We start from the raw sequence: 13,290 nt of genomic DNA on the forward strand, positions 1-13,290 counted from the left end.
ATATACAACGACTATAATACGTTATGGTTATTATTATAACATGAACGAATAGTATTTTGAATGAAAAATATTTGAATGAGTTTTTGAGCTTTTTGTTAGCAATGTTCAAAAATAAACTTTTTGTAAAGGTTTTCTTTGAATATAATTATTTATTTTAAAAATATAATCATGGTTATTGTATTTCAATGGTTTCCTTATAAACCTTAGCTATATATTTTACAAAATCAATAACGGGATAGTGTATGAGTGAACGGTGCTGCGCAAAACGAATCCCTTCTTTTTCTATTTCCGAAATAATTTGTTCGATTTCCAACTCTTTTTGTTGTATTCTATTATAATTTTGATATACAATGTTTTTCCATTGATAGGAAGAACCATGAAAATAACTCTCTCCTTTTACCGTGTGGCTGAATATTATTTCTATTTTTTCTCTACGTTGTTTTTCCTTCATATGCGCTTCCGTTGACTGCATGTTTATCGCCTCTTCCCTGTGTGTTGTATACTGTTTCACAAAATACGGTCTAAATTATCATAGTCAATGTACATTGTTCTTGTTGGGAATTGTCGTTTAAGGCTATCTCATCAACTGTATTTGTTTTTCAAGCGCTTAATCTAATAAATTGGATCTTATGTCTAAATAAGTTGATAGTGTGTATAAAATATTATCAATCTTTATTATAAAACGATTCTTTATAGGCATGCACCTTTTTACACTCACCAAGATTTACAACATGACGAGTATCTTCATCTATGAATGTTATTCTCTATTTACTGAAGATAGTTTTTTTATTTAGGCTAAGTAACATATCGCATGCCTCAGAACCCCTTTTTATATTATAAAATCATATAAAAATATAGCGCTCTTAAAAAGTTTTGTTACAAATTTGTTATGTTTGACTTAAAAAAAGGAAAGTAATATTTATTTGTAGAAAATTTTTAAGGGTAAAAATAGAATGACTATTTATGATAAGAAAAGGGGGCACTTATATATGCTAACAAATGATTTAGATTTCCGATTAGAACCACGTTTAAAAGAACTGTATGAACAACATAAAATAAGAGCGCAGAAGATAGACTGGGGTTATCATGAGTTTTTACCATGGGATAAGGGAATGGACTTTAAAAGAGTTCCTTGGGATGAAAGTCAAGTTACTCTTCCTTCTGGTGTAATTACGGCCATTGAAACAGCTTTATTAACAGAAGTGAATTTACCATGGTTTACAACGTATTTATCTGCGACTTTTAAAGGGGCCCTTTCTGTTATTACAGACTTTATTCATACTTGGACTTCAGAAGAGGATCAACATTCGAATTTATTGGAGACATATTTACTACTCACTCGAAGTGTGAACCCTAAACGATTACATGAATTAAGAAAGTCAGTCGTTGAGGGTGGATTTGAGCCCGATTTTCACACACCAATCGAAGCAATGACATATACGACGCTACAAGAACTTGCAACGATGGTGTTTTACAGTAATGTAGCTAAGGTTGCAAGTAAGCATGATCCAGATCTTGCTACATTATTACGCCGTCTTGCAAAAGATGAAACTCTTCATTATGCGTTTTATCGAGACGTCATTCGAACACATTTGGAATTGGAACCTAATTATTGCTATCATATTGCCAATGTGATTAGGAATTTTAAAATGCCAGGTGCTGTCATGCCTGATTTTGAAAATAGAATGACTGTAATTGCAAAAGAAGCTAACTATGGGCCGCTGCAATATTTTGATCAAGTACTTGATGTAGTAGTTGATTATTGGGGGTTAAAAGACTTACGACCCATTGCACCTCTAGCTGAAAAAGCAAGAATTGAGATTTTGGAGTACCACATAAGATTGAAAAAAATACGGGATCGATTTGGTCGTTTTCAAGGGAAAACTGATCTATGTTAATTAATCGATATTTTAGGATGTATATGGGCAAATTGACCGTCCCTTTATTGAGAATCTGACACACTCCCTATTGTTTTGGGGGTGTTCTTTACTTAATTTAATTTTTAACAAAAAAGTAGTTGACTCCAAAAATAAATTTGTGATATTATAAAATATTTGATAAAAAATCACATATATGTTAAGGTTAAGAAGGTTACCATATATGGAGGTGGATTATATGTTTCAAATTGGCGATAACATTGTTTATCCAATGCACGGAGCAGGTATAATTGAAGCCATAGAAGAAAAAGAATTCTCAGGGAAAAAACAACAGTATTTTGTTATAAAAATGTCAATCAGTAATATGCAAGTCATGATTCCTATGGGTAAAATATTAAGTTCGAGTATACGCCCAGTTACTGATATACTTGCATTAAAACACATTATACACATTTTTCAGCATGGAGAATCAGATAAATTATTGCCGTGGAAACAAAGGTATAAAGTGAACACGGACAAAATAAAAACGGGTGAAATACAAGAAGGTGCTGAAGTTGTACGTGATTTAATGCGTATGAAGAAAGAAAAGGCACTTAATACAAGCGAAAAAAAAATGTTGGATAACGCACATGAATTTTTGATTAGTGAACTGGGTTTAATTAAAGGGATCACTGAAAATCAATTAAAAAGTTTCTGTTAAGGTTCATTATAGATAATGTATTACATCCCCCGAAAATATCCTGAATTTTTCGGGAATATGATTATTATTAAAAGTAAATCATTTCAAAGACATTCAACTTCTTCAACTCACTTTTAGAGTAGGAACCTCTTTTGTTATTACTTCAATCTAATCCATTTTTATTTTTACATTTCTTTTACGAACGTTCGAAGTTTCATCAAATAACTCGATTAAATAGTCACTTGATTTTTGCAATCCTGATTCACACTGGCACGGACAAGGAGCCGTAAGGATGAAAGAGAGGTAGGGCTTTCATTGTTTTAGGTAATATACTATCTAAGTCATTATTTCTAGAAGAAAATACAATCAATCTCACCGCTATCTTTCAGAGTTCCTTACATCTACTGAGACAGTGAATAGTAATTGTTTATCTTCTTTACGTAAAATTGATAAACGAACTGGTAACACCATATGGTCAACTACAAAAAATGGTTTCCAGACCAGGAAACCATTTTTAATTTTATTTACATAACAATAGTAAATTAAGCAGTAAGAAGGAGTGCACACATGAAAAAAATGTTAACAAAATAATTAAGTAATGAATTAAAGAAGCGGGAAGGGATCATTTCTATTACAGTTGAGCCTTATGAAAAAATCGAAGTTGGTGGAATTCGTGTAGATGGACCAGCTGTTATTCTAATTAATCAAGAATAGTTGAATGCACGAAGAAAAGGATCAGCCTTTACGAGAAGGGAAGATCCTTTTTGTTTGCTGCAGCTAATATGGGATATACATAACTTTTATCTAATGTATTGGGGTTAAAAGGAAGGAGAGGGTCGGGATTATCATAGTGGTAAGCTTAATATTGGTAGGATTTCTTTTTATGTTATATAAATTAGTTGCTTAAAAAAACTAATTATTTGAACCGATAGATTGTTTTCTTTTTAAGGGCGAGATTTATTTTATAGGAAAATTGATAATTTTAAGGAGGAATTTAGATGGATGCAAGGAAACAACGCATAAAATACGAGAAGATGTCAAAGAACTATGAACGTATTTCTTTAGTTTCGTTACTCCTATTAATTGTACTTGTTTGTAGTAGTGTGATTATCATAGGAGCTACAGGGGGGAATATGGAGTGTTTTTGTTGTTAGCAATTTTACTTAACGCACGTATTACTAAAGAATCTCAAAAAAAGTATGAGCAGTATTCTAATAAAGGGCGTATTTAAAATGATACATATCTTGAAAGGAACAACCTGGATGTACATGCAAAGTATCCCGATATCATCACCTATTAACTAGAAAAAGTGACCTTATATAAATAATTTTTTAGCAATTTAGAAATAGAAAACGTACCTTATTAAAATGTTATTTTCGTTCACATAATGATTTATCCTTTTAGCATATTTATAAGATTTATATCATATATTAAGAGAAAGAATGTAAGTTAGAAAGGAGTCTTATAGAATGAGTTATTTGGAGGGAAATGACTTTAGTGAACAAAATATGGTAAGTGTACCTAATCCCTACGTATATCAGACATTACAATAGGTAATTGGTAAACATGTGGTTATTGAAACTGTAAGAGGTAATGTAAGAGGAAAGTTAAAGGATGTGAAACCCGATCATTTGCTCATTGAAGATACGGTACCGTATATTGTACGCATTCAACAAATTGTATGGATTATGCCAAAACAATAATCAAATTACATCTAATTAGATTTATAACAGATTAGCGTCATAGACGATCAAGTAAAAACACAGGGTTTTATCTCTGTGTTTCTTCAAATTTTCGTTTTTGAATATATGCTTGAGCATGAATAATTTCTTCCTGAAGCTCTTTTAATTCTTTCATAGATTCTGATTCAATAGCCATGTAAGTAGTAACTAAACTGATCATCATATCCATTTTCTCTACTATATTTTGAATGACCTGTTCAGATTGCTCTTTTTTAGGGTGTTGTATTGCCTTTAATACATTTTCCATATAATTGTTCTTTCTTTGCTGGATATCATAAATAAACTGTTTTGTGTTTGAGTTCATTTGTTGTTCCTCCGTTTTGGATATATTTCCATTCTATCATATTTGAATAGAAAATATTGGATTCCCCTAAATTCACACATGTCTTGTACATCTCCTCAAATATACAAACTAATTCCTTAACGTACAGCAAACACCTTAAAATGTGTCCAAGTTGTGTCTAAACGTACAATTTTCTTTTTTTGTATGGTGACCCCATACCTATCAAGCTAAGAAAAGTAAATACCCCAAAATGAGAAAATTGGCATCCTCAGGTGAAAATGTACATTTTTTGTTTTGGGGGTACTTCAAAATTTTAGGTTGATGGGCATTCAAAAACATCCTGCATGTTTGAAGCATGCAGGATGTTTTCTAGTCTTTGTTTTTCATAATGTAAGAAACCAGACGAAGGATCTCCAAGTATAACCATACTAATGTCATCATAAGCCCTACTGCGCTGTACCATTCCATATACTTTGGCGCTCCACTATGAGTACCATTTTCAATTGAATCAAAATCTAGTAATAAATCTAATGCAGCAACAACAATTACAATTGCATTTATGATGATACTAATTGTCCCACCCTGGTGAATATATGGAACAGTCACCCCTAAGATGCCCAATAAGAAAACGATTAAATACATAATAAAAATTCCAAGTGTTGCAACCATTACAACCGCGCGAAACTTTTTAGTTACTTTTACTATTCGAGTTGCGTATAACACTAACATGGCAAATAAAATTGAAATCGTTAGTAATACGGCAGTTAAAGCGATAGAATTACCAAAACGCATTGTATAATATGCTGAAATACTTCCTAATAAAATCCCTTGTAATACTGCATAAATCGGTGCGCAAATTGGGGATATGCGCGGAATGAATATAACTACAAATGCGACAACTAGAGTAACTATTATAATTCCAACTAACACAGGTATTTTCATTGTTCCTTGTGTCATCTGTACGTATGAATAGACAGACGCTGCAAGAAGTAAGATAAGCAAAATGAATGTTTTTGCTATCGTTCCGCCAATAGTCATCGTAGAAGCATTTGTATTCTCTTTATGAAATTTTTCTTTTTTTAATATTGGATTAGTTGTTCTCATTTTTTCCTCCTAAATACACTCTACCTTTGAAGCAGATCTTTATATTTCTAATTTTTTATCAATGATACGACCTGTAATAGCTGTTAGGACAATTATGAATAAGCAAGTGAAACAAATATCTAAAATAGTGACCCCTTCACTCGGATACAGTGATGTGTCAATAAAACCATTGTTATCTATGAACCCCGTACTCTTTATGGTGATTACATATTTCTCTAATTTACTTAAAACGTTCAGTATGAATGTTTGGATTATTAAGAATAAAGAAAGGGAAATAACTGATAAAACCATCTTACTCATTGATGACTTTATAGGAATCAGCTTTGTAATTACCATGGTGAAATAGCAGAAGATTAATATACTCATGAAATCGATTCCCCATAATAAAACAGAAAGTATGTGATGAAGAAATCCATATGCAAATAACTTATGAAATTCTTGTTGGTATCCCCCGACCACTTTTCCTCCGTAGGTACTTTGGGAGAAATAGTATAGAAAAATTAAGCCTATTACTAGTAAAAGAATAAACATTAACGTGAAAAAGAATAAATTTGCATATATATATTTTTTTCCTGAGATGGCTGTATAACGTATCATAGTATTTTTTAGCATTTTATTAAAAGAAGGCAAAGCTATTAAAAGCAATAAAAATGCAGTGATACCTATAATTAATACATATATACCTAATGTTATATCCTTTGTAAGCTGATTTGTTAGCTTTGATAGTCCCTTCATATTAAATAAAAAAAGTAATGAAATAGTCATAAATCCAAAATAAAGGATGGCTATCTTTTTTCTATTACAATTAAATAAATAGCGAAAAAGTGGATTCATTTCTCAAAAACCTCCTTAAATAACTCATGTACTGCTTTTCCATGGTGAAAACGAATTTCTTCTACATTTTCATGCAATACAATACTCCCGTCTTTTAAAAAGATTACCTCATCAAATATATTTTCAATTTCCTCTATTAAATGAGTCGAAATAAGAATGGTACTATCTTCACGATAAAAGCTAAGAATTAAATCTACTATATGCTTTCTAGAAACAAGATCAATTCCAACTAATGGCTCGTCTAATACATATACCGTTGCTTTTCTTGAAAAAGTTAATATTAGCTGTAATATCCCTGTTTTCCCTTTTGATAAGATGCTTATATTCTCCTCTAGCGGGATCTTAAAGTTAGCTATTAAATCTATTGCTTGTTGTAGATTAAAATCAGCATACATATCTCGATAGAACAACAAAGCATCTTTTACGGTCATCCATTTTTCAAAAACAGGACTAACAGGCATAAATGAAACGATTTTTTTCGTTTCTAATCCCACCTTTTTATCTTTAATTGTAATACTTCCTTTAGAAGGAAAACGTAAACCCGAAATCATTTTTAATAATGTCGTTTTCCCACTACCATTTTCACCAACAAGACCGATAATTTTTCCTTCTGAGATTGTTAGGCTTACATCTTGAATCACTGTTTTTAAATCATATCTTTTCGACAGATTTTCAACTTTCAATAATTCTTTCATTCATTTCCCTCCTTTTTCTTTTCCAAAGAAGAACGGAGTATTGAGAGAACCTCTTCTTCCATAAATCCTAAGTTATTCATTCCATTTATAAAATTATCAAGTAACTCTTTTGCCATTTCTTTGCGTAGCTCTGTAATTTTTTCTTCATTCATTGTTACAAATCTTCCTGTTCCTCTACGTGTCTCAGCAATACCTTCCCGTTCTAGCTCTTGAAACGTACGTTGAATTGTATTTGGATTAACTTGTAATTCACCCGCTAATTCACGTACAGCAGGAATTTTTTCACCTGGCGCCAAACGTCCTGTTACAATTTTTTTTTTGATATATTCCATTACCTGAACATAAATAGGGGTATTAGGAGAAAACTCAGTTTTCATTTCTTTCCTCCTCTGTATTAGTGTACTAGACAAATAGTACACTAATGTAAATTATATGTAAATAGTTATTTTGAAAACCATAACAAATGGAAGGTGATATATTTAGTGAATTCATGTAAACACCCAGGTGCCAAAAATGACCGTTTATGGGACTTTATTTATTTCTATCCAAATAGAGAAATCTACTAGTCAAATTCAGTTTCAAAAACCCTTACCAAATATTTTTTCATTTTAATATTTAAAACTTATGTATACATGTTACAATATAGTCCTCCAATTTATTTTATTCTTCTATTTAGAATTTATGGTTCAGTAATCCAATAAAAAAGCGGCTGTAGTAACTAAATTTGTTAATGAAGTGAAGAATTTAGAGTAGTTTAAAAAGCCATTGAGTAGAATTATCCAGGGGATATATTCACTTAGTTAAGTTTTAGAGAATTTCTTATGGTAAGGATTTCATACATTTTAATTAGGACTAAATTAAACCTTTTATCCAATCAAAACTAAAAACCATTTTAATAGAGTGAAGTATATATTTAATACGGTTTATTTGGAATAATTCTTATTTTTATATTTGCTTAAAATAGAAAAATAACATACTTGAAAGGGGGATAAATAAAACCCCGCTTGTGAAAGCTAAATTGCTATCTCTGAAGATGTATGTAAAAGGATATAGTAGTAATTTCATTTCAAATGATACCATAAATAATTGTAGAAAAAGATAAAGGAGTAAACATTTAAATAAATAATATGAGTTGTAAGAATGAAAAGGAGAAGAAAATCGTGTTTAATATAAAAAAAGATTGGAACAAATAAAGCTCAAAACGAAGTTGTCTATGGCATTTATTGCAATATTAATTATACCTAGTCTTATCGTAGGAATAATATCTTATGATGAGGCGAAAACAGATCTTAATGCAACAATTCTACAAACAGCAAAAGATAATGTAAGTATTTTAGATAAGATTGTTGATGATGAATTAGAAAACAAATATATAGATGTAACTTATTTTGCAAAATTACTCACACAAGGCAATTATAATCCTGATCAATTACAAAATGTACAGAGTAAATTTGAACAATATATACAGTTACATCCAGAGATAGAAACAATTTATTCTGCATCCAGTAACAATCAATTTATTCATGCGCCTGTTGGAGAAATACCAGAAGGATTTAATCCGTTAGAAAGTAGTTGGTATAAGGATGCTGTAAAAGCAAATGGTGAAATTATTGTTTCATCTCCGTATAAATCAAAGGCTACTGGAAATATGGTAATAGCAGTTGCTAAACAAAATGAAGATAAAAGTGGTGTCATTGGTATGGACTTGAATATTGATGATATCGTAAAAACATCTAAAATGATAAAAATAGGAAAGCAAGGTTTTGTATCTATAGTGGGGCAAGATAAAACTATAGTCGTTCATCCAACATTAAAACCTGGTGAAAAATTAGAGAAATCTTTAGCAGATGAACTTTATAAGAAAGAAGATGGAGAGATTACGTATAGCCTCAATGGTGAGGATCGAAGCATAAGCTTTAAGACAAATAAAAAAACAGGTTGGAAAATAGCTGGTGTAATGCCTACGAAAGAAATTGAAGAAGCTACCAATCCTATTTTTTATAAAACATTTGCTATAATAGGAGCTTCTTTATTATTAGGTGGAATTATAATTTTCTTCATTCTTAGATCTATTATTAATCCACTAAGACAATTAGTTATTTCAGCTCAAAGAATTAGTCGAGGAGATTTAACGGAGAAAATTGATATTCGTTCAAAGGATGAACTTGGTCAATTGGGTGATAGTTTCAATGCAATGGCAGAGTCTTTACGCAATATTATTTCACAAATTAACACATCTGCAGGACATGTAGCAGCTTCTTCTGAGGAACTAACTGCTAGTGTAGAGCAAGCAAGTGTTGCAACAGAACAAATTACAAAAGAAATGGAAGAAATCTCACATAGTGCAGAAGTTCAAAATAATGAAGTTGAGTCTGGAGCTAAATTAATAGGTGAGGTAACACGAAATATTCAATGTGTAGCTGATAATGCTTCTGAAGTATCGACCTCATCTTTATACACAAAACAAAAAGCAAATGAGGGGGAACAATTAGTAGAACAAACTGTAACACAAATGCAGTCTATACATCATTCTGTCTCCCAGTCAGATAATGTAATAAAATTATTAGATAAAAAATCACAGCAAATTGGCACTATATTAGAAGCGATTCAAAATATTGCTGAACAAACAAATCTATTAGCACTAAATGCGGCGATTGAGGCGGCTAGGGCAGGAGAACAGGGACGTGGATTTGCAATTGTTGCGGATGAAGTTGGGAAATTAGCGGAACAATCAGGACAATCTTCAATGGAAATTGGAAAATTAATTAAGGAAATACAATTAGATGTACATGAGACTGTTAAAGCTATGAATGAAGTAGGAATAGAAGTACAGTCGGGAATTAAGGTAGCGAATGATACAAAACAAAGTTTTTATGAGATTTCAAATTCAGCGAATGATATCGTTTCTAAAATACATGGTATGGTGGACCTATCAAATAAGATGACATCTGATGCAATGCAAGTCGATACATCTATTAATCAAATAGCAGTAGCTGTAAAAGAGAACACCACAAGTATGCAAACTATAGCTGGTTCATCCGAAGAACAACATGCTTCCATGGAAGAGATAAATTCTTCAGCAACTCAATTGGCACAAATGGCAGAAGAACTTCAAGAGTTGATTGGAGGGTTTAAGGTATAAGTGAGCATTTTAAAATATAATTGTGTGAAGTGTTATAAGTCATAGCAAGTAAATGCTAATTATGACACTTGTAAATGAGGACCAACTACTTTAAAGGGTAGTTGGCCTCTTTTCTTGGAGGGGAATTTATTAAATCTATTTAAATGAAAAGTTTAAATAGATTTAATAAAAATTGAGAAAATGAGAATATATCCTTTTTTAAAAAGATACAAAGAAAGAGGACGGAAAATCCGTCTTCTTCATCTAATTCCAAATAATATCTGATGATTTGTAAGCCCAGTCAAGGTATGCAGGTTTACCGCCACTACTAAATGATAGTTCAAAATCACCATTATCAATTGCTTCGATAAACCATTCACGTACATCACTTGGAATTGTTCGTTTTTTATGGCCACGAACTTTTAATTTTTCACGCATTTCAATCTTCTTCAACGTACCATCTGTTACATCTAAGCATATCTAAACATCACTAATATCATTTACATATACTATACCTCTTGTATAATATCAATCTGATAGAAATAATAATATATAAATATACATATTATTAACTATTTTTGTAATTTATTGCTATAATGAAAAAGTAATTTTTAGAATTTTTTTACATATTTGTATTGTTTTTATAAAAAGAATATAACAACAAAACGGTTCAGACCGTGAAATTTTATTGGAGGTAAAGTTATGTATACAGAAATTATTAGCAATAAGCTACAATCTTTAAAAGAAAGTGGACAATATCGCGAGTTTGTTACAATTAATCGAATTCGAGGTCAATATCCATTAGCACACTTAAATGGTCAGAACGATACAGAACCTGTTGTCGTTTGGTGCAGTAATGACTATTTAGGAATGTCACAACACCCAGTGGTTACTGAAGCAATGCACGATGCTATTCGAGCATTTGGTGCGGGTTCAGGTGGATCCCGTAACATAGGTGGTACACATTATCATTATGCTGCACTTGAATCATCACTTGCTGAATGGCATGGTAAGGAAGCTGCTTTAGTTTTCCCTACAGGATATGGTTCTAATGATGCGACATTACAATGTTTACTTCGTTTATTTCCAAATTGTATGGTATTCTCTGACGAACGCAATCACGCTTCAATTATTAATGGGATACGTAGTACAAAAGTCGAACGAGCGGTATTCAGACATAATGATGTTGAACACTTGGAGGAATTGCTTGCAGCTCAACCACATGATCGAGCTAAAATTATTGTTTTTGAATCCGTTTACTCAATGGATGGCGATATTTCACCAATTGAAAAAATTATAGATCTTGCTGAACAATATAATGCTTTAACTTTTATTGATGAAGTGCATGCAATCGGAATGTATGGCCCACGCGGTGCAGGAATAGCTGCTGAACTAGGTCTTGTGGATCGTTTAGACTTTATTCAAGGAACGATGGCAAAGGGGATTGGAGTAATAGGAGGATATATTGCAGCCTCATCATTATTAATTGATGCTGTACGTTCTTTTGCATCTGGTTTCATTTTTACGACTTCATTACCACCAGCAATTGTCGCAGCTTGCCATGCTAGTATTGAACACTTAAAATCTTCAGACAGTGAACGAAATGCTCTACATCAAAAGACTAGTATGTTAAGAGAATCGCTGGCTCAAGCAAATATTCCTATCATGGATTCAAGTGAGACACATATTCTTCCAGTACTGATTGGTGATGCTAAAAAATGTAAAGCTGCTGCTCAACGTTTACTTGAACAACATCATGTCTATTTACAACCTATTAACTCACCAACTGTTGCTGTGGGTACGGAACGTTTCCGAGTTAACGTCACACCAAATCATACGGAGGAACAAATCATGCAACTAGCTGGTGCACTAACAGAAGTATTTAATTATTTTGATATTCCTTTTGCACAGGTTACTGAGGTAGCATTTGCATGACAGTTTTAATGTACATATTTTGCTTAATAGTATGGGGTTTGAACTTTATTGTAGTAAAAATCCAAGGTACACCAGTAAGTCTTGAACTATCATTAACTTATCGCTTGGTGGGGGCTGCACTCATGTTTATTGTTCTTGCATGCGTGTTACGTCCAAATGGTAAGCCTTCTCGTGAAGACGCTTTACCTCTCATTACTTTTGGGGTATGCAACTTAGCTATTAGTTATTTGTGTTTATACTATGCTACGATTTGGATTTCTGCTGCATTAGTAACGCTACTGTTTTCGCTGAAAACAGTTTTGACACCGATTGCACTTCGTGTATTTTTAGGTGAGCGTCTTCATTCCCGAATTCTAGTTGGTGGAATAGTTGGTATTGCAGGGGTTTCTATATTAGTTTATCCATTACTAACGACTGGATTTTCTAATACAAGTGATTTAAAAGGGATAGGACTTGCATTGTTAGGAACAGTCCTTACAGCTATTGGGGATGCTGCTTCTGCCCGAAATGCACGACGTGGTATTAATGCTGTTTATTCAAATAGTGTTGGTTTTATTGTAGCTTCTATACTTTTACTTGCTGTTTGTGTTTTCCAGCAACAAACCTTTACAATACCAACATCCGTTTCTTACCTAGGAGCTTTAGCATTTTTAACTGTATTTGCTTCCTTTGGTGCATGGATGTTTTACCTTAAGTTAGTAGAGCGTATTGGTGCATCAGTAAGTAGTTATATGGTTGCACTTTTCCCTGCAATTGGAGGCGTTGCTTCTGTTGCAATTGGAGAATCATCACCCACGCTCTACTTATTATTTGGCTGTTTATTTAGTTGTGCCGGAGCCGCAATCGCACTAGGATTCCGTTTACCATATAGAAACCGAATTACCATGAAAAATGAAAGCCCAGGGAATTAAAAATTCCTGTGGGCTTTACTCATAGTAAAGTCTATCTATACTTTACACATATTTGAAGGAAGCATTTTATAACTGTAGTTCACATAATGTATGTTTTCTTAACTTTTTA

12 protein-coding genes and 3 pseudogenes are annotated in these 13,290 nt (G+C 32.3%); 8 read left to right on the forward strand and 7 right to left on the reverse strand.

The annotated features are described in order from the left end of the window. Nucleotides 1-172: 172 nt before the first annotated feature. Nucleotides 173-472 carry a hypothetical protein gene (locus JFT95_RS26740; protein WP_033706798.1) on the reverse strand — a complete coding sequence of 100 codons (300 nt, stop codon included), beginning with the start codon at nucleotides 470-472 and terminating at the stop codon, nucleotides 173-175. A gap of 517 nt (nucleotides 473-989) precedes the next feature. Here JFT95_RS26740 and JFT95_RS26745 point away from each other — a divergent pair. The 5 genes and pseudogenes from JFT95_RS26745 (at nucleotide 990) to JFT95_RS26765 (ending at nucleotide 4,259) form a co-directional block, all read left to right on the forward strand. Continuing rightward, the gene (locus JFT95_RS26745) at nucleotides 990-1,898 is read left to right on the forward strand and encodes an acyl-ACP desaturase (RefSeq protein ID WP_201053725.1); all 909 of its coding nucleotides are present in this window, start codon (nucleotides 990-992) and stop codon (nucleotides 1,896-1,898) included. Nucleotides 1,899-2,115: 217 nt separating this feature from the next. Further along, a complete protein-coding gene (locus tag JFT95_RS26750; protein ID WP_002130368.1) occupies nucleotides 2,116-2,577 on the forward strand; it encodes a CarD family transcriptional regulator in 462 nt (153 codons plus the stop codon). Nucleotides 2,578-3,147: 570 nt separating this feature from the next. Continuing rightward, nucleotides 3,148-3,270, forward strand: a pseudogene (locus tag JFT95_RS26755) (BC1881 family protein); the annotation flags it as partial. Between the two features lie 284 nt (nucleotides 3,271-3,554). After that, a pseudogene (locus JFT95_RS26760) lies at nucleotides 3,555-3,787 on the forward strand (hypothetical protein). Between the two features lie 238 nt (nucleotides 3,788-4,025). After that, a pseudogene (locus JFT95_RS26765) lies at nucleotides 4,026-4,259 on the forward strand (YuzF family protein). A 67-nt stretch (nucleotides 4,260-4,326) separates the two neighbouring features. Here JFT95_RS26765 and JFT95_RS26770 read toward each other — a convergent pair. The 5 genes from JFT95_RS26770 to JFT95_RS26790 all read right to left on the reverse strand — a co-directional run bounded on the left by JFT95_RS26770 (nucleotide 4,327) and on the right by JFT95_RS26790 (nucleotide 7,591). Beyond that, nucleotides 4,327-4,602 carry a hypothetical protein gene (locus JFT95_RS26770; protein WP_002144215.1) on the reverse strand — a complete coding sequence of 92 codons (276 nt, stop codon included), beginning with the start codon at nucleotides 4,600-4,602 and terminating at the stop codon, nucleotides 4,327-4,329. Nucleotides 4,603-4,950: 348 nt separating this feature from the next. After that, nucleotides 4,951-5,685 carry a Bax inhibitor-1/YccA family protein gene (locus JFT95_RS26775; RefSeq protein ID WP_201053727.1) on the reverse strand — a complete coding sequence of 245 codons (735 nt, stop codon included), beginning with the start codon at nucleotides 5,683-5,685 and terminating at the stop codon, nucleotides 4,951-4,953. A 39-nt stretch (nucleotides 5,686-5,724) separates the two neighbouring features. Continuing rightward, the gene (locus tag JFT95_RS26780) at nucleotides 5,725-6,519 is read right to left on the reverse strand and encodes an ABC transporter permease (RefSeq protein ID WP_201053728.1); all 795 of its coding nucleotides are present in this window, start codon (nucleotides 6,517-6,519) and stop codon (nucleotides 5,725-5,727) included. Beyond that, complete coding sequence (locus tag JFT95_RS26785; RefSeq protein ID WP_201053730.1) at nucleotides 6,516-7,214, reverse strand: ABC transporter ATP-binding protein; 699 nt, start codon at nucleotides 7,212-7,214, stop codon at nucleotides 6,516-6,518. Before JFT95_RS26785 ends, JFT95_RS26780 begins: the two co-directional genes overlap by 4 nt. Continuing rightward, nucleotides 7,211-7,591, reverse strand: coding sequence for a GntR family transcriptional regulator (locus JFT95_RS26790; protein ID WP_061674722.1), 381 nt, complete (start codon nucleotides 7,589-7,591; stop codon nucleotides 7,211-7,213). The genes JFT95_RS26785 and JFT95_RS26790 overlap by 4 nt, the downstream gene beginning before the upstream one ends. An 836-nt stretch (nucleotides 7,592-8,427) precedes the next feature. Here JFT95_RS26790 and JFT95_RS26795 point away from each other — a divergent pair. Next, complete coding sequence (locus JFT95_RS26795; protein WP_201053731.1) at nucleotides 8,428-10,356, forward strand: methyl-accepting chemotaxis protein; 1,929 nt, start codon at nucleotides 8,428-8,430, stop codon at nucleotides 10,354-10,356. A 243-nt stretch (nucleotides 10,357-10,599) separates the two neighbouring features. Here JFT95_RS26795 and JFT95_RS26800 read toward each other — a convergent pair whose 3' ends face one another. Further along, entirely contained in the window at nucleotides 10,600-10,788 is a 189-nt protein-coding gene (locus JFT95_RS26800) for a hypothetical protein (RefSeq protein ID WP_201054015.1), read from the reverse strand. Nucleotides 10,789-11,037: 249 nt separating this feature from the next. Between JFT95_RS26800 and hemA the strand changes: the two genes are divergently transcribed. Both hemA and JFT95_RS26810 read left to right on the forward strand, forming a co-directional pair. Further along, nucleotides 11,038-12,270 (forward strand): 5-aminolevulinate synthase, encoded by a 1,233-nt coding sequence (hemA, locus tag JFT95_RS26805; protein WP_201053732.1) that lies wholly within the window; start codon nucleotides 11,038-11,040, stop codon nucleotides 12,268-12,270. Then, on the forward strand, nucleotides 12,267-13,181 hold the full coding sequence (locus tag JFT95_RS26810) for a DMT family transporter (RefSeq protein ID WP_201053733.1): 915 nt from the start codon (nucleotides 12,267-12,269) through the stop codon (nucleotides 13,179-13,181). Before hemA ends, JFT95_RS26810 begins: the two co-directional genes overlap by 4 nt. Nucleotides 13,182-13,290: the final 109 nt, after the last annotated feature.

This window comes from Bacillus sp. TH17, assembly GCF_016651125.1.
Taxonomy (GTDB): Bacteria; Bacillota; Bacilli; order Bacillales; family Bacillaceae_G; genus Bacillus_A; species Bacillus_A mycoides.